The 21,321-nt window shown below is 46.7% G+C and carries 18 protein-coding genes; 14 read left to right on the forward strand and 4 right to left on the reverse strand.

Translation table 11 applies throughout. The features are described 5' to 3' along the window. Window positions 1-70: 70 nt before the first annotated feature. Window positions 71-1,153 (reverse strand): tyrosine-protein phosphatase, encoded by a 1,083-nt coding sequence (locus B5D48_RS00625; protein WP_023938892.1) that lies wholly within the window; start codon window positions 1,151-1,153, stop codon window positions 71-73. Window positions 1,154-1,161: 8 nt separating this feature from the next. Beyond that, window positions 1,162-1,782: an SIS domain-containing protein gene (locus tag B5D48_RS00630; RefSeq protein WP_042120680.1), complete on the reverse strand. Its 621-nt coding sequence runs from the start codon at window positions 1,780-1,782 to the stop codon at window positions 1,162-1,164. Window positions 1,783-1,856: 74 nt separating this feature from the next. Between B5D48_RS00630 and B5D48_RS00635 the strand changes: the two genes are divergently transcribed. From B5D48_RS00635 to B5D48_RS00705, 14 genes are all read left to right on the forward strand, one after another. Beyond that, window positions 1,857-3,083, forward strand: a complete 1,227-nt coding sequence (locus B5D48_RS00635; RefSeq protein WP_023939388.1) for a M16 family metallopeptidase — start codon at window positions 1,857-1,859, stop codon at window positions 3,081-3,083. 355 nt (window positions 3,084-3,438) lie between these two features. Beyond that, window positions 3,439-4,794, forward strand: a complete 1,356-nt coding sequence (locus B5D48_RS00640; protein WP_023938899.1) for a dipeptidase — start codon at window positions 3,439-3,441, stop codon at window positions 4,792-4,794. Between the two features lie 25 nt (window positions 4,795-4,819). Then, window positions 4,820-6,112 carry an amidohydrolase family protein gene (locus tag B5D48_RS00645; protein WP_023938901.1) on the forward strand — a complete coding sequence of 431 codons (1,293 nt, stop codon included), beginning with the start codon at window positions 4,820-4,822 and terminating at the stop codon, window positions 6,110-6,112. 55 nt (window positions 6,113-6,167) lie between these two features. Further along, window positions 6,168-6,983 carry a purine nucleoside phosphorylase I, inosine and guanosine-specific gene (locus B5D48_RS00650; protein ID WP_036887598.1) on the forward strand — a complete coding sequence of 272 codons (816 nt, stop codon included), beginning with the start codon at window positions 6,168-6,170 and terminating at the stop codon, window positions 6,981-6,983. 747 nt (window positions 6,984-7,730) lie between these two features. Continuing rightward, window positions 7,731-8,303, forward strand: coding sequence for a nucleotide exchange factor GrpE (locus tag B5D48_RS00660; RefSeq protein WP_023938906.1), 573 nt, complete (start codon window positions 7,731-7,733; stop codon window positions 8,301-8,303). A gap of 24 nt (window positions 8,304-8,327) precedes the next feature. Then, a complete protein-coding gene (gene dnaJ, locus B5D48_RS00665) occupies window positions 8,328-9,503 on the forward strand; it encodes a molecular chaperone DnaJ (protein ID WP_023938907.1) in 1,176 nt (391 codons plus the stop codon). Between the two features lie 126 nt (window positions 9,504-9,629). Then, complete coding sequence (locus tag B5D48_RS00670; RefSeq protein ID WP_023938908.1) at window positions 9,630-9,851, forward strand: DUF2795 domain-containing protein; 222 nt, start codon at window positions 9,630-9,632, stop codon at window positions 9,849-9,851. A gap of 114 nt (window positions 9,852-9,965) precedes the next feature. Next, window positions 9,966-10,928 (forward strand): PorP/SprF family type IX secretion system membrane protein, encoded by a 963-nt coding sequence (locus B5D48_RS00675; protein WP_023938909.1) that lies wholly within the window; start codon window positions 9,966-9,968, stop codon window positions 10,926-10,928. Window positions 10,929-10,986: 58 nt separating this feature from the next. After that, the gene (porK, locus tag B5D48_RS00680; RefSeq protein ID WP_023938910.1) at window positions 10,987-12,426 is read left to right on the forward strand and encodes a T9SS ring complex lipoprotein PorK/GldK; all 1,440 of its coding nucleotides are present in this window, start codon (window positions 10,987-10,989) and stop codon (window positions 12,424-12,426) included. A gap of 23 nt (window positions 12,427-12,449) precedes the next feature. Beyond that, window positions 12,450-13,379, forward strand: coding sequence for a type IX secretion system motor protein PorL/GldL (gene porL, locus B5D48_RS00685; RefSeq protein WP_042120671.1), 930 nt, complete (start codon window positions 12,450-12,452; stop codon window positions 13,377-13,379). Window positions 13,380-13,443: 64 nt separating this feature from the next. Beyond that, window positions 13,444-14,997, forward strand: coding sequence for a type IX secretion system motor protein PorM/GldM (gene porM / locus B5D48_RS00690; RefSeq protein WP_023938914.1), 1,554 nt, complete (start codon window positions 13,444-13,446; stop codon window positions 14,995-14,997). Window positions 14,998-14,999: 2 nt separating this feature from the next. Next, window positions 15,000-16,103 carry a type IX secretion system ring subunit PorN/GldN gene (gene porN, locus B5D48_RS00695; protein WP_023938915.1) on the forward strand — a complete coding sequence of 368 codons (1,104 nt, stop codon included), beginning with the start codon at window positions 15,000-15,002 and terminating at the stop codon, window positions 16,101-16,103. Window positions 16,104-16,121: 18 nt separating this feature from the next. Then, complete coding sequence (locus B5D48_RS00700) at window positions 16,122-16,688, forward strand: chromate transporter (RefSeq protein ID WP_023938916.1); 567 nt, start codon at window positions 16,122-16,124, stop codon at window positions 16,686-16,688. A 34-nt stretch (window positions 16,689-16,722) separates the two neighbouring features. Beyond that, entirely contained in the window at window positions 16,723-17,316 is a 594-nt protein-coding gene (locus B5D48_RS00705) for a chromate transporter (protein WP_023938918.1), read from the forward strand. A 249-nt stretch (window positions 17,317-17,565) separates the two neighbouring features. Here B5D48_RS00705 and B5D48_RS00710 read toward each other — a convergent pair whose 3' ends face one another. After that, a complete protein-coding gene (locus tag B5D48_RS00710; protein WP_023938919.1) occupies window positions 17,566-19,353 on the reverse strand; it encodes a fimbrillin family protein in 1,788 nt (595 codons plus the stop codon). Window positions 19,354-19,404: 51 nt separating this feature from the next. Next, a complete protein-coding gene (locus B5D48_RS00715; RefSeq protein ID WP_023938920.1) occupies window positions 19,405-21,057 on the reverse strand; it encodes a fimbrillin family protein in 1,653 nt (550 codons plus the stop codon). Window positions 21,058-21,321: the final 264 nt, after the last annotated feature.

The raw sequence follows: 21,321 nt of genomic DNA on the forward strand, positions 1-21,321 counted from the left end.
ACAGCTTGGTCGCACAAGGTGAAATATAGCAGCGTATACCGAATTTGCAGGCTTGTCGGAGAAAGTCGGATTAGTTGCTCAAAATATTTTGTCTAAGACGAGCCTGATCTTCCGGGCCGAAGCCAAGCTCTTGGGTGAGGTAGTTGGATATGCTGCCATATCGGGATCGGATGAGCTCCATTACTTCCAGCATAAGATCATCGTGAGCCGTAATCAAAAAAGTGAAGGCCTCTTGCTGTTCCTCATTCATTTGTGCAACAAGGTTTTTCCAGCGGCTAGTTTTTTTGATCTTGTGATTAGGCTCTGTGTAGAGCTCTACGATAGCTTGGTCTGATACACCGCAAGTGCTCAAGATGAGCATACCCAGATAGGACAGCCCCCCCAGTGGGTAAGGTGAGCAGAATAGTATCGGGTACATATCCGGATCGGATGCCAGAAAGAGAGCTTGCCGTATTTGCTCATTGTTGTGATCTACATAGGAGAGCAGGATTTGCCTGACCGTAAGTCGCATTTCCTCATTTGTGTAAGGTTCGCTGACCAGACGTTGCAGTAAGCTATCCAGATGAAAGGAGTCATTGCAGGGTAGGTGGATTGTGGCGTCTCGTGTTTCTACTTCGGGTTTTTCCTTTTCGTTGCACAATGCAATGATGGAGTGTAACCCCATCGAATTGATTTTTTGCATATCCAAAGGGCTGAAATCCTCGAAATTTTGGGAGAAATATATAACCCCCCAGCGAGTATTTTCTCCATCGGTATTAGTCACTCCTCCTATATCCCACAGAGATTGCAGACTGTCAAGTAACACTCTGCGAGGCCCCACTACATACTTAATACCGGGGTCAAGAAAATCCAGTTGGAAAAATTTGGGGCTGAAATTGTCTTTTGTGACACAGGTAGCCGATCCGGAATTTGCTTCGACTTCAAACACTTGACTTGTGGATTGGCTCTCCGGTCTGTCTAATACCGATATGCGCACTTTGCCTCTTATGTCCGGGTCTGTTTCCCAGCAAATCTGATAGTTGCCTATTTCTGTTCGCTCGCACATGGCTGCTACTCTGTAGGCTTTTTTGCCGGATGCACAGCCGAGGAGGAGTAGTAGACATATGGCAATACCTATGGGAGGCAAAGTATGCGAAAGAGATGTACAAGTCATGGACGAAACTATCTTGTGCTCAGATCTCTACTTTTCGAGCCAAGGTATCCTCCGTGATGACGCATGGCATAATCTGCATATCCGAAGTTGATAGCCTGCATAGTACGCACCACCAGTACGTCACCGATTACAGTCATCACCGTGGTACTTGTAGTCGGAGTCAAACCCAGAGGACAGACTTCTGCCGGATTGCCGGTGGAGAGACAGACATTGACCATTTGGGCTAGCTCACAGTCCGTATTTCCGGTGATGAGCAACATAGGGATGCCTTTGACCAACCCTTTTGCCAACTCGACCAACTCCAGAACTTCTCTGGTGCGCCCGGAATTGCTGACCAACAGAAGGATGTCATTTTTTCGTATAATTCCCAAATCTCCGTGTTGAGCTTCGCTGGGATGTAGAAAATATGCAGGAGTACCGGTAGAGCAAAACGTTGTAGCCATATTGGCTGCTATTTGTCCGGCTTTTCCCATACCGGAGGTGATAAGACGTCCTCCTCGGCTGTGTACCTGCTCGATAATCATGGCCACGGCCTTGTCGTAGTCGTTGCTTTGGGGTATCCGGCTTATTGCATCGGCTTCATGCCGCAACATCTCCTCTACACTGTAGTGCTTTACTTCTTCTGCCATTATCTGTTGATCCGTAACAATCTCGGCTGCAAAAGTATTTATTAAATTTGATGTCTCATTCATATTTGTAGATAATGTCTTATCATATACGCACGCTGGGTTGTGGCCTTCGCCTGGCTTTTATGCCCGAAGACGAGAAAGTTACGTACATGGGGTTCGCAGTGAGAGCTGGCACAAGGAATGAAAATATAGCCTCTTATGGTATGGCCCACTTGGTTGAGCATATGCTCTTCAAAGGGACTAAAAGCCGGAGCAGTACCCATATCATACAGCGAGCCGAAGAAGTCGGAGCAGAATTGAATGCCTATACGACCAAAGAGGAGACTTTTATCTACGCAGCTCTTCCTTGCGACTACTGGCAGCGTATCTTTCTGCTGTTGGCCGATGTTGTACTCAACAGTCGTTTCCCCTCGGAAGAGCTCATCAAAGAAAAGACTGTAATCATAGATGAAATCAATTCGTACCGGGATAGTCCCTCCGAGTTGATTTATGACGAATTTGAAAATATCCTTTTCGCGGGCACGCCTTTGGGGCATAGTATTTTGGGTAACGAACGTTCCGTGAAGCGAATTTCTGCAACCATGGGGCGTCGTTTTATGGACGAATACTATCGTCCATCGAATATGCTGTTTTTTATCAAAGGTCAAGTAGACGAGGAGCGTCTGGTGGAGTTGGCCGAACAAGTCTTCGGCTGTTTCCCGAACGAGTTACCACTTATCAGCAAGCCGGATGTGTCACAAAAGCCTCCGGTAGTCAAGCAAATCCGAACAAGGCGGAATACCTACCAAGAGCATGTACTCATGGGGAGCTCTACATTCTCCATGCATAGCGAGAAGAGGATACCGCTTGGTCTTCTGCTTAACATTCTGGGAGGGCCGGGAATGAATTCTCGTCTGAATATGGCTTTGAGAGAGAAAAAAGGGTGGGTGTACAATGTAGAAGCCTCCTACAATGCCTATTCCGATGCTGGTATGTACAGTATCTACTTTGCTTCGGCCCGGGAGAATGTGCAAAAGGCAATGAGATCCATAGAAGAAGAGATGCTCAAACTGGTAGAGCAACAACTTCCCGAGCGAGATTTGTTTGCTGCCAAAAGACAAGTGAAAGGGCAACTTCTTATCGCCGAAGATTCGAGAGAGAGCGTGGCCCTAAATTTTGCCAAGAGCCTCTTGCATTATGATCGCTATGATGATATGCAGACCGTTCTTTCTCGCATAGATGCCATTACTGCCGAGCAAATACAGCAAATAGCAGCCGAGACTTTGCGCCCTGAACTAATGACAAGGCTTATCTATTGCTAAAAGAGCCAATCCGGATTGACTTTTTATCAATATTACAGCAGGATTGTAGCAATGTTATGCAGTAGTCACATTGGGAAATAGGATGAAAGGAGTGAGCTTCCGACAAGGGGTTTTTCGATATCGACAATAATATCGTGAGGACTGTTGGGGACTGTATTGTTCGTAGTCCCATTGTGGGCCTGTTGTTTTCTGTGGCAGGCCCTATTTGTTTGCTTGCGGATGAACGCTGAAACTACATGTCTGATACTACGATCTCCGACAAAATCGCAAACGTCTGTCGGTGAGCTTTTGCGCAAATAAATTCGGTATCTTTGGGCTGTAACATTAGAATTAGTAACGAGTACATTTAGTAGAAATGACAACGAAAGAGTACATCAAACAGAACGAGGAGCGCTTCCTCAACGATTTATTCGAGCTTATACGTATCCCTTCGATCAGTGCCAAACAAGAACACAAGGCTGATATGCAGCGTACAGCGGAGCATTGGCGTGATCACCTGCTCAAGATAGGTGCAACCAAAGCCGAAGTCATGCCCACTATCGGAAATCCGGTGGTCTATGCCGAACGAATCATAGATCCTCAAGCCAAAACTGTGTTGGTATATGGTCACTACGATGTGATGCCTGTCGAACCTCTTGAGCTCTGGAAGTCCGAACCTTTTGAGCCGGAAATACGTGATGGACACATCTGGGCACGTGGAGCTGATGACGACAAGGGGCAGTCCATGATACAGGCCAAGGGCTTCGAGACGGCTCTTGCCTTGGGCTATGTAAACTGCAATGTGAAATTTATTCTCGAAGGAGAGGAAGAGATCGGCTCCGGCTCTCTGTATCCTTTCTTGGAGCAAAATAAAGAATTGCTCAAAGCTGACTTTATACTTGTTTCCGATACCTCCATGCTGGCTGCAGACATTCCGTCCATGACCAGCGGTCTGCGAGGTCTTGCTTATTGGGAAATAGAAGTTACAGGTCCCAATAGGGATCTACACTCGGGTATCTATGGCGGAGCCGTAGGTAATCCGATCAATGAGCTTTGCAACATTATTTCCAAGATAATAGATGAAAATGGGCATATCACCATACCGGGTTTCTACGATGATGTGGTGCCTCTGAGCGAAGAGGAGCGTCGTATGATAGCACAGGTTCCTTACAACGAAAAGGAATACTGTGATGCTATCGGTGTGGATGCTGTGACCGGAGAAAAGGGGTATGTAACCCTGGAGCGCAATAGCTGTCGCCCCTGCTTCGATGTCTGTGGTATATGGGGAGGATATACCGGAGAAGGAGCTAAAACGGTTCTCCCATCCAAGGCTTTCGCCAAGGTCAGCTGCAGATTAGTGGCTAATCAGGATCACGAGAAAGTTGCCAAACAACTGGTAGACTATATCGCTACATTGGCTCCGAAGCACGTAAAAGTAGAGGTTCGCCCACATCACGGAGGGCAGGCTTATCTCTGTCCTATTGATATGCCCGCCTATCGCACGGCTTCCGATGCCATAGAAATTGCGTTTGGGAAACGTCCTTTGGCTGTGCGCAGTGGAGGTAGTATCCCTATTATTGCTGGGTTTGAACGTATACTCGGCTTGAAGTCTATTCTCATGGGCTTTGGTCTTGGCTCCAATGCCATTCATTCGCCCAACGAAAATATGCCGCTTGATATGTGGTATAAGGGGATAGAGGCAGTGGCTGAGTTTTATAGACTGTTTAAGTGATTGTTCTACGGAGACCGAGGTCGAAATGAAAGAACAAGCAAATAAAATCCTGATACAAGGGGCAATCCTCGATGGGCAGGCTACAGACTTGCTCATTGAGGGTAACCGGATTAGTCGCATTGCTCCCAAGATAGAGTCGGGAGTCGATATGCGGCTCATCGATGGCAGCCACAAAGCCATTGTGCCCGGTATGTATAACTGCCATACTCATTCGGCTATGACCTATTTCAGAGGTTATGGAGATGATCTCAATCTAATGGATTGGCTTGAGGGGTATATCTGGCCGGTAGAGGCGCACTTGACTCCGGAGGATGTGTATTGGGGCTCCAAGCTGGCTTGCCTGGAGATGATCAGGAGTGGTACGGCGGCTTTTCTCGATATGTACACCTTCCCGTTGTCTACTGCTCAAGCTGTCGAAGACATGGGGCTACGAGCAGTGTTGAGCTACACTCTCTTCGATAGGGATGATCCCGAACGAGCGGCTTTGGATAGGGAGCAGAGCTATGTCTATCTGGAGAAATTCAAGGCCTTTTCGGATCGTATCACATTCTCTATCGGGCCTCATGCTATCTACACGGTGAGTGGGCCGCAATTGCAGTTTTGCCACCGGTTTGCCGAGGAGAATGATGTCTTGATACACTTGCATCTTTCTGAAACGGAGGGTGAATGCCGAGATGCCATGGAGAAGTATGGCCTTAGCCCTGTTCGCTATCTGCACAAGTTGGGAGTACTCAGTCCTCATTTGGTTTTGGCTCACGCTGTGTGGGTGGACGAGGAGGAAATGGATCTATTGGCCAAATATGGATGTAAGGTGGTGCACAACCCCGCTTCCAACCTCAAATTAGCTTCGGGCTACCAATTTCGCTATGAGGAAATGCGTCGGCGAGGCATCCTGATTGGTTTGGGTACCGATGGAACCTCCAGCTCCAACAATTTGGATATGTACAGAGCCATGCACTTGGCAGCTCTCATGGGCAAAGCTTGGAGGAAGGATCCTACAGCAGTAAGTGCCCGGGATATCTATCGCACAGCGACAGCCGATGGTGCAGCTATTATGGGTATTGATGCCGGAGTGATAGCTGAAGGAAAACTGGCAGATCTATGTCTGGTAGACCTCAAAAAACCCGAAATGGTACCTTGTCACAACCTTGTATCAAATCTTGTTTATTCGGCCTCCGGCTCTGCCGTCGTCGACACGACAATTGTAGATGGTCGGATTTTGATGTTGCATGGCAAGATAGAAGGAGAAGATGAGATTATAGATAAGGCGGCTGAGGTTGCCTATAAGCTGATTGCAAAAGCCCGGCAAGCAAAATAAGCCATGGCTATGCTAATGAATTGATAACAACACTAAAACCAATACCTCAAAGATTATGCAAGAACAGAATTATCACGAGGCGGCGACTTACATAGCTTCCCGCTTGCCTCAGAAAGCACAAATAGCAATTATATTGGGCAGCGGGTTGGGTGAACTCGGAGAGGCGATAAGCAATAAGACTGTGATCCCTTACGGAGAGATTCCTCATTTCGCCAAATCTACGGCTGTCGGCCACAAGGGCAATTTGATTTGTGGTGAGTTGGGCGGTGTGCCTGTGATAGCCATGCAGGGACGTTTTCACTACTACGAAGGTTATCCGATGGAGATGGTTACTTTCCCTGTGAGAGTGATGAAGTTGTTGGGAGTAAAGACCTTATTTGTGTCAAACGCTGCCGGAGGGGTGAATACCTCTTTCAAGGTTGGTGATTTGATGATCATTACCGATCACATCAACAATATGCCTAATCCCCTTGTCGGGCCGAACATGGAAACTTTTGGGGTGCGTTTCCCCGACATGACTCGGGCTTACGACCGAGAGTATGTGGCAAAAGCGAAAGAGATAGCCAAGGAGCTGAAGCTCGAACTCAAAGAAGGTGTCTACGTCGGCCTTACGGGACCTTCCTACGAAACACCAGCCGAATATAAGTTCTGGGGATCTGTCGGTGGCGATGCTATTGGTATGAGTACTGTACCTGAAGTGATTGTAGCTCGCCATGCTGGACTTCGTGTGTTCGGTATGAGTGTGATCACGAATGAAGGCTATCATTTTGCCGATGATTTTGTGAATGATGCCGATGATGTGATCCGTGCGGCTAAAGCTGCCGGTGAACGCATGGAGAAGCTCTTTATAGAGTTGGTAAAGCGCATTTGATTTGTCGTATTTCCCTCTGAAAAAGGAGGGTAAGATAGGAGATACCATTGTACCGGTTCTAAAAAGACTGTTTCAATAGCTCCAAGGTCAAGGTAATGATATTGGGGTCGTCTGCTTTAAGAGTGGGCGACCCCATTTTTTGTCTGTATAGTAGCCTTGAGTTATGGTCCACCAGTCGCTATTGAAGTTGATGTATTTTGTAAAAATACACTTGCGGTAAAAACCGAAAAATAGGGGGAAAAGAGCCTCCTTATAGGATAGGCCAATGCAACTGCTTTTTGACTGCTTTATGCACCTGCCAGAATGCCGATGAATAGGGCGTTCTGGAAGGGCCGAATTTCTCTCCTGAGAGAATTTTTGCTAACACAGGAGAAAAAAATAATTTCCTCAGGAGATAATTTTCGTTCTCTCCCGTGTTAGCAAAAAACGACTCCCCTCGACATCAAAAAAGAGAGGGAAAACAGGGGGAAAATAGCCCTGATTTAGGGCAAAATGCAAATAACGGAAGATAACAATACAATTGTCAAATAAACAGAATAGAGCAATTCCCAGTTGAGAAAGTTTCTTCAATTTAGAATCAAGCCTTGTCGGACTTTTTCTCCATTCATTAAGGCAGATTGTCATATTGCACAGTTCTTGGTGCCTACTTGTCCGAGAATCCTTGGATTGTTGTCAAAATAAGGAGTTTCATATGGTTGGTATGTTATTTGTATAGAATTCAAGAAAGAAAACCCAAAATACATAGTAATGAGCAATAAAAAACACAGTCGGACAGAAGCCGGAAAAGCCCCGGAAATGCCGACCGAAGAAGTACAGGATACAGCGCAACCGGATACAGACAAAGAGGCAACTGCCGAGATCCCCGAGGAGGATGAGCTGACAAAGCTCAATCGGGAATTGAACTCTCTTCGAGATGACCATTTGAGGCTGATGGCTGAGTTTGACAATTATCGCAAGCGTACCCTGAAAGAAAAAAGTGAACTGATACGCAACGGAGGGGAGCGTACCCTTCGAGATCTACTTCCCGTAGTGGATGACATGGAGCGTGCCATATCCAACCTGCCGGAAGAGGAGCGCAAGACACCTTTCGCAGAGGGTGTGGAGTTGATCTACAAGAAGATGACCGACTTTCTTACAGCCCAGGGTGTGAAACCCATAGAGACTGTGGGAGAGGTGTTTGATGATGAAAAGCATGAGGCAGTGGCTATGATACCCGCTCCCAGCCCCGAAGAGGCAGGCAAAGTGATAGACTGTACACGCAAGGGCTACACCTTGAATGATAAGGTGCTTCGTTTTGCTGCAGTGGTTGTAGGCCAATGATTTACTTTCGGAGGATTTGTATAGATGGCAAGTAAAAGAGATTATTACGAAGTCCTCGGGGTGGCCAAGAATGCCACAGAAGAGGAGCTGAAAAAGGCATATCGTAAGCTGGCAATCAAATACCACCCGGATAAGAATCCGGGGGACAAAGAAGCCGAAGAGAAATTCAAGGAAGCAGCCGAAGCTTATAGCGTATTGAGCGATGCGCAAAAGAGAAGTCGCTATGACCAATTTGGCCATGCAGGTGTAGGCGGAGCTTCCGGTGCCGGAGGTTTTGGTGGACAGGGAATGTCTATGGAAGACATTTTCAGTATGTTCGGCGACCTTTTCGGTTCCGGTGGGTTTGGTAGTTTTGGTGGTTTTAGTTCGGGCTTTTCATCCGGCAGAGGATCTGCTCGTCCGGTCTCCAAGGGGTCGGACTTAAGAGTACGTATCAAGCTGTCTTTGGCTGATATAAGCAAAGGAGTGGACAAAACCATTGCACTGAACAAATATGTCCCTTGTAAGGAATGTTCCGGCGTAGGCTGTAAGGAAAGCAAAGACAAGCACACTTGTCAGACCTGTCATGGGTCGGGCGTTGTGTCCTCTGTACAGGATACCATATTCGGCAGAATGCAAAGCTCCACGACCTGTCGTACCTGTGGAGGAGTGGGCGAAGTAATCGAAAACCCTTGTTCCCACTGTGGAGGCTCCGGAATTGTGCGAGACAAGGAGTCTATAGATATTCACATTCCGGCCGGAGTGATCGGAGGAATGCAGATCTCTCTCTCCGGAAAGGGGAATGCAGCCCCCCGTGGTGGTATCAATGGCGACTTGTTGGTTGTTGTTGAGGAGCTGCCGGATGAGAATCTTATCCGCAATGGCAACGACTTGATATATAATTTGCTCGTTTCCGTTCCTTTAGCTGCTAAGGGAGGGGAAGTTGTGGTGCCTACATTGGATGGGAAAGTCAAGCTGCGTATAGAGCCGGGTACACAACCGGGCAAGGTGTTGCGTTTGCGTGGCAAAGGCATTTCTGTTTATGGCTCTCGATATGGCAAGGGAGATTTGTTGGTTCATGTAAATGTCCATATCCCTCATTCGCTCAGCTCCGAAGACAAGAAGTTGCTTGATCAATTGGAGAGATCGGAGCATTTCATTCCTTCCGAGAGCGACAGGAAAAATATTGATAATGACTACCGCAGGCGGATGATGGACTAATAATATTTGCCATAGGCTTGCATATTCGTTATAATCATTTATTTTTGTGCTGTCCTTCGGAGTGACATTCTTTATGTTTGTTTCTTCGTGATAAAGAGTAGTAATTAACTAAAGAACAGGTACCTTATGTATTGGACTCTGGAATTGGCATCTAAGTTGGAGGATGCACCCTGGCCTGCAAGTAAAGATGAACTTATTGACTATGCACAACGCTCTGGTGCTCCGCTTGAGGTGATCGAGAACCTGCAAGAGATAGAAGATGAAGGGGATATCTACGAGTCTATCGAAGATATTTGGCCTGATTATCCCAGCAAGGAAGATTTCTTTTTTGACGAAGATGAGTACTAATCTCTGTTTTTGATTACATACTAAATCGGAGATCGGAAGCGTTGTAAAAAGACAAGGGACGGCAGAGGTGAGCTGCGTATTGTGCCTCACGTGTGCCGTCCTTTTGTTGTTTGTATGGGGAAGATCATTCGTTTGTGCCTTTGCTTTTTCGGGGGGCTTATACTCCGGGGTGCTGCTTTCAGCCTGTCGGCACAGTCCGATTTGTCGCTCTCTCAGTACAGTCATGCCATGGGGTATTACAACCCTGCCCAATCCGGCCGTAGTGGAGAGGTCAAGCTGACAGCTTTGCACAACAGGCAATGGGAGGGAATGCCCGGGGCATCAAAGAGTTTTGTATTGATGGCGGATGCGCCTATACCTATTTGGGGGCAGCAACACGGAGCCGGTATCGTGCTAACCAATGAGACAATAGGGCTTTTTACACAGACGGAGCTTGCCGGGCAGTTTGCCTTTCGGCAACGTCTCAAATCCGGATTTTTGAGTATCGGCGTAGAAGGGTGTTTTTACAACAGTAGTTTCGATGGCACAAAAGTAAAACTCCCCGAAGGCGAAGGGAGCGGAGGCAATGACCCTGCTATCCCTCTGACCAAGGTGGGTGGAAAAACATTTGACTTGCGTGCCGGGCTCATGTATATACACCCTAAGTGGTATGTCGGTGTGGCTGCCAGACATATTTTGAACCCACAGCTGAAGTATGATCTCAATCATTACATAAGATTAGTACCTTCGTACAACTTACTTGCGGGATACAATATAAAGCCCGTGGGTTCGTTATTGGCTTGGTACCCTTCGGTCTTTGCGCTTACTGATGGGTATTCATATCGGGTGGACGTGAATATGGGGATGAGTTATGCAGACAAGTTCTATGCCTCCCTGATGTATCGTCCGATGGCAGCTGCAGGTCTCTCGTTCGGTATGCGTTTGGGGAGTGTGTTTGCTACCTATGCTTTTGAGATGCCGACCTCTTCTTTGGCGCATCGCAATTGGGGGAGCCACGAACTACTTTTGACATATAGCTTTCCGCTATCGCAAACCAAGAAGGGGGATGTCCGATACAAAAGCGTGCGTTTGCTTTAGGAAAATCCAGGCCCGGTTTTTTGAATTGAGGTGTAGATATATTATTAAGACAGTATAGATGAAGATATCGAAGTTGATATATGCGACGGTTTGCTCGGTGACTTTGGGAGTTGTCGGGTCTTTCTTGTCCTGTGCCTCCGGTCGTTCTTCGGTTGGAGGTGAGCTTACCGGAGCTCGGCTCAGCAGTTGGAATGAGCCTCAACCCTACGGTATGATACAGATACCTAGAGGTACGATTGTGTTGGGCTCCAAAGATTCTACTGACTCGATTTGGGGAAGCCCTTCCATCACCAGAGCGATTTCGGTGGATGCTTTTTGGATGGATCGCACGGAGATTACCAATGCGCAGTATCGCCAGTTTGTGTACTATGTGCGAGATTCTATAATCAGAGAGCGATTGGCCGACCCTGCCTATGCCGGTCTTTCCGAGTTTAAGATCACGGAGGATCGGTATGGAGATCCTGTGACTCCACATTTGGATTGGTCTAAACCTATCCCCTCTGGCAAAAGAGCTTCCGAGAGCGAGTTGGAGGCAATCAATAGCGTGTACTATACCAATCCGGTGACCCGAGAGCGCAAATTGGATGCCAACCAGATGCTCTATCGATACGAAGTCTATGACTATCGCTCTGCGGCTCTTCGCAAACATCAGTTGGATGCTGCAAAGAGAAACCTTAACACCGATATTAAACCCAATTTGGACGAACAGGTGCTTGTTTCCAAGGATACAGCCTACATAGATGACGCCGGAAAAGTAATATCGGAAACTATTACACGCCCCTTGTCCAGTGAATATGATTTCCTGAATACCTATATCGTGCCGATCTATCCCGATGAGACTTGCTGGATAAATGACTTTCCCAATGCTCAGAACGATACATATATGAAGCTCTATTTCAACCACCCGGGTTATGACGACTATCCGGTTGTAGGGATCAGTTGGGAGCAGGCTTTGGCTTTCTGTGCTTGGCGTTCGGCATCTTTCCGTCAAGGGTTGGATTTGCCTGCCGGGCAGGTTATCGAGGACTTCCGTTTGCCTACAGAGGCCGAGTGGGAGTATGCTGCTCGCACAGGAAACAGCAATAATAAGTACCCTTGGAGTACCGATGATCTGAGGAGTGGCAAAGGTTGTTTCCTGGGCAACTTTAAGCCGGGCGAAGGAGACTATACTTCGGATGGACATTTGATTACCTCTCGTGTGGGATCTTACTCGCCGAATGATTTCGGACTCTACGATATGGCAGGTAATGTGGCTGAATGGACCAGCTCGGTGTTTACCGAGAGTGGTTTGATGCAGTTTAACGACATCAACCCTGAGCTTTCTTATACAGCCGATCTGCAAGATCCCTACATCTTGAAGCGGAAAGTGGTACGTGGCGGTTCATGGAAAGATGTAGCACGATTTATCCGTAGTACTACACGTAGCAGTGAATATCAGAACGTGCCCCGCTCCTATATCGGTTTTAGATGTGTGCGCACGACTGTAGCTTTTAAATAAACGAACAATAAGACTCTACCGTCATGGGAAAGAAATATAGACGATACAGAAATAGATTGGAGCTCTTTTTGGCTAGTAGAAAGGGTAGGCGTGTACTCAACTTTTTCTACAGCTGGGGAGCTGCGGTTGTGATTATCGGGGCATTGTTTAAGCTCCTGCATTTGCCATTCGGCAATCAAATGCTGTTTGTTGGGATGATGACCGAGTTTTTCGTTTTCTTCATCTCTGCTTTCGAGAAACCGGCAAATGAATATCATTGGGAGAATCTGTTCCCTCAGTTGGATTCGGATAACCCTATGGATAAGGAAGAAATGGAGGCTCGCAAGGAGTACTTTCAGGAAAAAGCCCGGCAGGCGGCTCAGAGTGGAGATGGGATACAGGGCTTCCCCTTCCCCTACACGGCTCCTCTTGCAGGGGCACCCGTGGTCAACACAGCTTCTGTAACTTCTGCTACTTCTCCGTCTGCAGCAGGAGTGCCACAATCTCCCTTGTCCGACATCTTGCCCGAAGATCAACTTGCCAAATTGAAAGACGGAATAGAGAAGTTGGCATTGGCTTCCGAACAACTTGCGCGTATAGGGCAGATGTCCGAAGGAATGGTGCAGACCTATGAGCAATTACAAGGAATGACCGAGGCCTCTGCAGGCTATCAGAAGGAAATGGAAAATCTCGGGCGTAACATTGCTGGTCTGAATACCATATATGAGATACAACTCAAGGGTATCAGCTCTCAGATAGACACGATAGAGCACATCAACCGAGGCTTGCAGCATATTCGGGATATGTACGATGGTACGGTGATTGATAGCTCTCACTTCCGTACCGAGAATGAGCGCATGGCAGCGCAGCTTACCAAACTCAATGAAGTGTATGCTCGTCTGCTATCCGCTCTTACGGTGAATATGAATGTTCCCAATATGGGTGCTGGAGCCCCAAAGCAATCCGAATCGTGATATACGAATCTTGGGTCGTGTTGCTTCTAATGTTTAGAACTTGGATATAACCTATTAAAACGATATGTCTGTAGGATCGGGTGGCAATGTCAATAGGCAAAAGATGATCAATCTGATGTACTTGGTCTTCATCGCCATGATGGCCCTCAATGTCTCTTCCGAGGTGCTTGAGGGGTTCCAGAAGGTAGACCGAGGCTTGGATGCTACTATCGGTGGTACTGACAGACGCAATTTGCTTCTGTTGGAAGAATTGAGGACAGCCTATGCCTCCAATCCGGAGAAAGTCCGGAAATGGCTTGAGAGAGGAGAGCAGATCCGAAAAAGCTCCGAAGACTTGTGTCTGTTTATCGAGAAGATCAAATCGGATATTGTTCGCAAATCCGATGGATCCACTGCCGATGTCAAAGATATCAAGCACAAAGATGATCTGGAGGCTGCTTCCTATGTCTTGCTCAACCCCATCAATGGCAAGGGAAAAGCTTTGAGGCAGAAAATAGATGACTTTAGGGCCTTATCGGGCAAGCTGGTATCGGATACGGCCAAATTGGCTACAATAGAGCGTATGTTGGATACACAGACCTCAAATAGGGAAAGCTCTTGGGAGGCTTCTCTGTTTGAGAGTATGCCGGTGAGTGCTGCCATAACGATGCTCACCAAGATCCAGAGTGATGTGCGATTTGCCGAAGGAGAAGTCTTGACAAACTTGTTGAAGTCTGTTGATGTCGGAGACTATCGAGTCAATTTGATTACAGCCCAAGTGATCCCCCAAAGCCAAGTGGTGATGAGAGGAGATACCTACCGTGCTCAGATTGTGCTGTCGAGCGTAGACTCCACATTACAACCGGATATTTATGTAGGTGGACGTCAGTTGCCGGCCGAGAGCAAAGGTCTTTTCACTTCTGTTGCCGGAGCTCCGGGTACTTATCCTGTGCAAGGCTATGTAGAGATGAAGCGTGCCGACGGTAGCAGTATGCGCAGAGAGTTTAAGAGTGAATACTATGTTACCGAGCCAATGGCATCCGTGGCACCGGTCTTGATGAATGTTCTTTACGCAGGTATAGAGAACCCGATCAGTATAGCAGTCCCCGGGGTTCCCTCCCAGAATGTGTCTGTCTCTATGACCAATGGGCAGATAACCAAGCGTGGCGAACTATGGATTGCCCGTCCGGCCAAAGTCGGCACGGAAGTGGAGATAACCGTTTCCGCCAAGATGACTGATGGGCGAGTACAGACAATGACTAAAAACAAACTGAAAGTCCGAGCCCTGCCGGATCCTACTCCTTACATAGAAATCAAGGATGCGCAGGGCAATCCCACTCGTTTTAAGGGAGGGCGCATTGCCAAGTCTCAACTACTGTCTGCTGGAGGCCTCAAGGCTGCCATAGACGACAATGTGCTTGATGTGAGCTACAAAGTGGTGAAGTTCGCAACAAAATTCTTCGATTCGATGGGTAACACGATACCCGAAGTCTCTAACGGAGCTGAATTTTCGGAGCGACAAATAAGACAGATCCGTTCGTTGCAACGAGGGAAGCCATTCTATATTACCGATGTACAAGCTATCGGACCGGATGGAATCACAAGGCGTATCACCCCTATGGAAGTAATAGTAAACTGATTATGAAACTGATCTCAAAAATATTGTTGGCTGTATCTGTCGTACTTGTTGCTGCTCCTTCGGGGATGGCTCAAAATGATGTCCCCGATGAGGGGGGCGTGACAGTGAGACGGGCAGCTGGAGCCAAATCTCGCGGACAGAAAAAGAGCGATCCTGCAAGTTCTCTGTCGAACCGGGCGAAGAGTTTCAATGAGCTGTTATCTCAGAAGACGGACGGGACTCCGTGGGAGCGTGTAATATACCGCAGATTGGATCTTACCAAAGATTCCAATGCTCCTCTGTATTACCCTGTACGTGCCAGAGATGGTATGAGGAACTTATTCTCTACGGTCTTTGATTTGCTCAATCAAGATGCCATAGCCGTGTATGAGTATATGGATGGCTACGAGGCTTTCGATGAGGAACATCGTTTGCAGTTCAAAGACTTTTTAGATCGAACACAGATCATGTATGCGGCTGCTCCAAAGGAGAGCGGAAGGCTTTTTAAGATAGAGCCATCCGATATCCCTTCCAACAATATCAAAGCCTATTACATCAAGGAGCTGTGGTATTTCAATCCGCAGAATAGTGCCTATGACCTGAAGATATTGGCTCTATGCCCAATCCTCTCCGATGTGGGGGATTATGGAGAAGAAAGCAATACTCCTCTGTTCTGGATTCCATACGAGAATATCAGGCCATACATCGCACGGCAAAAGGCGATGCTTAGCAGCTTGAATAATGTACATTCGGCTACTTTGGACGACTTTTTCCGGATGCGTATGTATCGTGGGGACATCGTGATGGCTTCTAACCTGCTTGATCGGTCGATTGCTCAGTATTGCAATACACCGGATTCGATCAAAATGGAGCAAAAGCGTATTGAGTTGGAGTTGAAAAACTTCGAGAAAGGCCTCTATGCTACACAAGACACTACGTGGATGAATCGCAAAATGGAGGGTAAGACTGGTAAATCAGCCAAATCGATAAACCGGAAACGTACCTCTCGCACCAAAGAGACAGCGAAGTCTGATCCAAAACCTAAAAAAGTAAAAGCGGCAAAGCCTGCCAAGACCTCTGCAAGCAAGAGCAAATCGTCCGGGCGTTCGAGTCGCAGGCGATACTGATCTTCTGTAGGAGAGAGTATGAAAGAATTACTAACCCTCTTCCTTACGTTTTTCCGAATTGGCGGATTTACGTTTGGGGGAGGGTATGCTATGTTGCCCCTGATAGAGCAGGAGTTGGTAGATCGGAAGGCTTGGATCGACCGAGAAGGCTTTCTCGATCTGTTTGCCATGGCGCAGTCCATGCCGGGGATATTTGCTGTGAATATCTCCATCTTCATCGGGTACCGCCTTCGTGGAGTATTGGGGGCGGTGTTTTGTTGTTTGGGAACTATTTTGCCCAGCTTTGTAGTGATCTTGGGTATCGCTATTTTCTTCGTTGAGTTTAGGGATAATCAGATCATTTCTCGCATTTTCATGGGGATCCGTCCGGTTGTTGTGGCGATGATTGCAGCCCCTGTATTACGCACTTGGCAGGCGATGAAGATGAAGCGTTCTGCTCTTTGGATACCAATTGTGTCTGCTGTTTCGGTTTGGTATTTTGGGGTTTCTCCTGTGTTTGTGATATTGCTTTCCGCTTTGGGAGGGCTTTTCTATACATTTGTTATCAAGCGGGCATTGCAGAGAAGGGCAGAAAATCACTCGTGATACATTCTCCTGCTTTGTAGTTCTTTTTTGTTCGATGTTGTACCTCAAGCTATTTTTAGTCTATTGCGAAATCGGTCTTTTCGGTTTTGGAGGGGGGTATGCCATGTTGTCTCTCATTCAGGACAAGGTCGTTAATCAATACCATTGGCTTTCTGCTCAAGAATTTGTAGACATTGTGGCTGTTAGCCAGATGACTCCGGGGCCGATAGGAATCAACAGTGCTACCTATATCGGATATAAGGTGACTGGCTCTGTTTGGGGAGCTGTTGTTGCAACCACGGCTGTTAGTTTGCCCTCTTTTATATTGGTGCTTATCATCTCGTATTATTTCAGCAAGTTCAGGAACAATAAGTATGTCGAGGCTTCTTTCCAAGGTATTCGACCAGCTACAGTAGGCCTTATCGCTTCGGCTGCTTTGCTCTTGTCCATTCAGAGCGGATTTATTTCGGAGTTGATCAGTCCGGCTTCCGAACAGCTATGTTTGGATAACATTATCGTTCGCGAAAACTTCGTGGACTGGCGGAGTTTGTTTCTCTTTGCTTTGGCGTTCGTAGCTACGATCAAGAAATGGATACATCCTATTTTGATGATTGTTCTGGCAGGATTGGTAGGGTTTGCCCTTTACTAAGATTGTTGCATAACACGGTACTCGCTGTGTTATCTTCGACATTCGGGCTTGGTCATAATGATAAGTACACTCACTGTTCTCCCTCAGTCTCAATATCTTGCGATTACTGCATCCTGTAGAGTCAATAAAAAGGTAAGTCGCAAGGGCTTATGCAAAGGTCTCGAGAGGGGCAAACCTGGAGAATAAATAAAAGGCGATGCCGATTATCGGCACCGCCTTTTTATTCATTCGGGTAATTAAGCCTTCGGTTTACTCAACCGTAATATTATCGATAAGGAGATTGTAAGTTGCAGTTCCTCCTGTCTTAAGAGTAAACATATTTGCTGTTGTAACCTCATTATTGGAGATCTTTGAGATATCCAGAGAAACTTTTATCCATTTGCCATTGGTATTGACTTCTCCCTTATATGCATTTTCATTCGTTGGGCTTGCTTCTACGAGGATATCCTTGTCTTTGATGTCTCCCATGTTAAATACAGGGAACTGTTTGTACTTATCAGATTTTTGGTAGATGTTGATTGACAGACTCCTCCCATCAGATATAGAACCCTTTACATAGAAATTGATACGAGATTTCCCTTTCAGGGAGGCTAGAATTTCCGGTGTGGACTTGACTGTGAAGAGATAAGGATTCTTTTCTATTTTCCCCTTTATTTGAAGGGCTGTTTTTCCATCCATGCCAAGGCCTTCTGCTTTGCTTGCATAATCCGGTATTTTGGGGTTCGTTTTATATTGAGCCAAAGCATCCATGAAAGTATCCCAATTCTCGAAGTCGGAGCCAGGGAAAAGCAGATTAGAGGCTGGTTGTGGGCCATCTTCTCTGCCAGCTTGTTTGATCGTGATAGTTATCGTTTTGCCGGTAGTAGACTTGGTAGCAAGAGATTTGATGGTGAGATCGGCCGTGCGTTCGCTGGTCGTTTCGTTGGCGGTTACTTTGATTTCTACGTTTGTATCTCCGCTTCCACTTGCAGGAGTAATGGTGATCCAGTTGGCAGCTTCGGGCTTGCTGATTTCAAACTTACCTGTTGTCTTGAGCGATAACGTTTTGGTAGAGGCTGTCTTGTCGAAGTTCAGTGTTGTTTCACCTTCTATGGTGATGTCGGCAGGAGTATCGCCTCCTTCGGCATTGATTTCATATTCACCACCATCGATCTTATCCCAGTCAGTGATTGTACCGCCGGGGTTGAGAGTTTCGACTGTACCATCAGGCATGAGTTTTACCTTGAATGTGTACTTCTTACCGGCTTCGACTTTTTTGAGGTCATCTTTAGGCTCCCATACATAAGTCTTCCCTCCCACGACGAAGTCTACATTGCCGATCTTGGCGTTTTTCGGTATGATGATAGCTTCGGCTTTGGTGTCTTTGACGATGGCTGCAAAATCTTTTGTTCCCTCTACATTAGTCAGGGTACCATCCGAAAGATTGAATTTGGCTTTTGTTTCAAAACCTTTCAGTGTAGTCGACATATCACTGATAGCTGAACCGTCAGACATGCTTACTTCAAAAATAATCTTTGACAGCATATGACGGAAGCCAAGTTTGATCTGGTCTTTGGGGGTAGAGGCACTTACGTTTTTCAGATCATTGGAGTAGAGCAGGTCAATATTCGACAACGGAGCTTGTTTGGCGATGTCTACGTTGTAGATGTTCCCACTCAGAAGAGTCTGGGTGTAGGGATAATAAGCGATAATATCTACCTTCTGATCGGCTCCCGGAAATACGATCGTGTTTTCGGCATTGGCGGGTACAAACTTCCCATCGGCTTCGGGAGTAATGTATTGTTTGTTGGCAGCCGGAAGAGTACTTACATTGCTGATGTTCGAGCCGGAGTTGAACATGAAGATGCCAATAGCATCATTGTTGTCCCACTTTGTATCATGAGCACGAGTAGCCAGGCCTCGAATGTTTGTCTCGAAGTTTACTGGCTGATCTCCATAGCCATTTTTGTAGTCAGGTTCGTCTGTGCTGTTGCAAGCCGTAAAACCTATGAGAGACAAGGCTGCTAGCAGCGTAAATGAAATCCATTTCATTTTCATATCAAAAAAGATTAGTGAGTAATTAGGTTATTTCCTTATCTGTTGTTTCAATTAGCGATTCCAGGCGTTTAGCTGCGTAGATCGTTTGTATTGGTTCGGGATTTGAGGGAAGAAGGTATAGCCAGTACGTTTCTCAAGTTCTTCCACAGAGATGGCGTAACCCTCATATTTTTGTCCTTTCAGGTCTTTGTGTGGGAGACAGAAGGCTAATGTTCGGAAGGTCCCATTTGGCAGGCGTCTGGCCAAGGCTTTGTAATAATAAGCTGGTCTTGGAGCTTCTTGTTGGTCATTGTCATAAGCTACAGGAAGTTCGGGAGAAGGCTCCATACCTGCGTATGGCTCGGGCATTGCACCGGTTACTACGTATAGAGTGTCGTAGCCGGTTGGTGCAGAAGAAATAGTATTCATCACTCCTCGTACATATTTCTCTAAGTTTTGCCATATACCTTGGTTGAAGGTACTCCATTGAGGAGTGCAGTTGGCAGAAGTCATGGTTGAATGGCTGTAAGCAGCATTCTTGTTCCTGTCTGCTGCCGGAAGCTGATGTCCTCGGTCATACACTCTTTTAGGGGGGGAAGAATAACCCCTTTTTATGTTCACTTGTATCTCTTCCGGCAAAAAACTGTCTTTGTGCCACTTGTCTTCTCGGTCGTAATTCCCTATATAACAGTGATGGAGAGGGTAGGCGACCCAGCGTGACATCTTGTTCGCTACATCGTAGAGGTAGGTATAGTTGCGCACGTTGGGGTTTTCCGGGCTATCGTTGGAGTCATTCAGAGGTTCGTTGTGGAAGATGAGTGTGAAACCCTCTTGCTTGACGATTTTGGGCATTTCCAAGTAGGGGTGGATATCTGGTTCGGGAGTTGGGTCATCCGGATTCTCTTTTAGCTTGAAAGTGTAGCTGTATTTCTTCCCTGCTTCGTAAGTTATGGCAGGCAGTCGGTGTTTGTATGATTTTCCAGAAAGTTTGATTTCGCAATCAAGCTCCTTGTTCCCTTGTGTCGGTATGAGGTAGGCTGTTAAAATCCGGCTTTCGCCTTGCCCTTCTACATGCATTGACAGGGATTTTTCTTGACCAACTTCCTTCCACGAATTTGTTGGGATATGGTATTTCGCTTCTACGGGAAGAGACTTCAACAGCACTTCTGGCGTCATGGACTGAGCTTCTGCAGGGATGTTTTTCACATTGATCTCTACCAGAGCCAAACGATGGAAAAAGTTGAGTGTATAATGGTTGTAGACAGAAATGTTCTTCAGATTGTCAGCTGTCAGTAGGTCATATTCTTTGTGATCAGTCTGATTAGAAAGATCTATATCCAGTTCACCATTCGGAGACGTTTGAGCACTGTATGGGTAGTAGGCATAGAGGTCTACGGCCTGCCCCTCAGGCAGTCGTAGCTTGTCTTCTTCTCCCATGGGCAGGAATCGGGCGGTATTACCGGCCACGGAGTTGTTGTACCGAGCATTGGGTTGGAGTACTGTCGATGTGCTATTGGATAACATATATATTCCGATGGCCTCACGTCCTTCCCATTGGGAGCCGAGACGTGTATAGGAATCATCCACATGGACGGAAAAGAGAAATTCTCCCTCTGGATTGTCTTTTTCGGGAAAAGGTTTGTCACTGTTTCCGGAGCAAGATGGAGATACCAACGAGAGAGCCGAAGCCAAAATGATAAGAAAGGACAGTTTGCTTTTCATCATCTTATTCTATTACGTGTTATTCCTTAAATCGGAGAGTCGGGATTGGAGTATGTGCGCCAAACCGACGTCTGGGAGGCAAAGCTTTTGGCGCACGAGATTGCTCTCATTTGGATGCGAAAATCCAAAGACAGTTTTTGTGTGCTTCATGGTTTGCAACCGAGTTTTCCGTTGCAAAGTTAGGATTTTCATTTACATATGAATTTTTGATTTACACCAGAGCTTCGATGTGGGTGTTTTTCGTTTGATGAGAAAGTTATACTTCGT

The sequence above is a fragment of the Porphyromonas crevioricanis genome (genome assembly GCF_900167225.1).
GTDB lineage: Bacteria > Bacteroidota > Bacteroidia > Bacteroidales > Porphyromonadaceae > Porphyromonas > Porphyromonas crevioricanis.

Coding starts and splice junctions, on each gene's coding strand:
- B5D48_RS00625 (WP_023938892.1), bottom strand. CDS start 1,153: ATGACTTGTACATCTCTTTCGCATACTTTGCCTCCCATAGGTATTGCC.
- B5D48_RS00630 (WP_042120680.1), bottom strand. CDS start 1,782: ATGGCAGAAGAAGTAAAGCACTACAGTGTAGAGGAGATGTTGCGGCAT.
- B5D48_RS00635 (WP_023939388.1), top strand. CDS start 1,857: ATGTCTTATCATATACGCACGCTGGGTTGTGGCCTTCGCCTGGCTTTT.
- B5D48_RS00640 (WP_023938899.1), top strand. CDS start 3,439: ATGACAACGAAAGAGTACATCAAACAGAACGAGGAGCGCTTCCTCAAC.
- B5D48_RS00645 (WP_023938901.1), top strand. CDS start 4,820: ATGAAAGAACAAGCAAATAAAATCCTGATACAAGGGGCAATCCTCGAT.
- B5D48_RS00650 (WP_036887598.1), top strand. CDS start 6,168: ATGCAAGAACAGAATTATCACGAGGCGGCGACTTACATAGCTTCCCGC.
- B5D48_RS00660 (WP_023938906.1), top strand. CDS start 7,731: ATGAGCAATAAAAAACACAGTCGGACAGAAGCCGGAAAAGCCCCGGAA.
- dnaJ (WP_023938907.1), top strand. CDS start 8,328: ATGGCAAGTAAAAGAGATTATTACGAAGTCCTCGGGGTGGCCAAGAAT.
- B5D48_RS00670 (WP_023938908.1), top strand. CDS start 9,630: ATGTATTGGACTCTGGAATTGGCATCTAAGTTGGAGGATGCACCCTGG.
- B5D48_RS00675 (WP_023938909.1), top strand. CDS start 9,966: ATGGGGAAGATCATTCGTTTGTGCCTTTGCTTTTTCGGGGGGCTTATA.
- porK (WP_023938910.1), top strand. CDS start 10,987: ATGAAGATATCGAAGTTGATATATGCGACGGTTTGCTCGGTGACTTTG.
- porL (WP_042120671.1), top strand. CDS start 12,450: ATGGGAAAGAAATATAGACGATACAGAAATAGATTGGAGCTCTTTTTG.
- porM (WP_023938914.1), top strand. CDS start 13,444: ATGTCTGTAGGATCGGGTGGCAATGTCAATAGGCAAAAGATGATCAAT.
- porN (WP_023938915.1), top strand. CDS start 15,000: ATGAAACTGATCTCAAAAATATTGTTGGCTGTATCTGTCGTACTTGTT.
- B5D48_RS00700 (WP_023938916.1), top strand. CDS start 16,122: ATGAAAGAATTACTAACCCTCTTCCTTACGTTTTTCCGAATTGGCGGA.
- B5D48_RS00705 (WP_023938918.1), top strand. CDS start 16,723: ATGTTGTACCTCAAGCTATTTTTAGTCTATTGCGAAATCGGTCTTTTC.
- B5D48_RS00710 (WP_023938919.1), bottom strand. CDS start 19,353: ATGAAAATGAAATGGATTTCATTTACGCTGCTAGCAGCCTTGTCTCTC.
- B5D48_RS00715 (WP_023938920.1), bottom strand. CDS start 21,057: ATGATGAAAAGCAAACTGTCCTTTCTTATCATTTTGGCTTCGGCTCTC.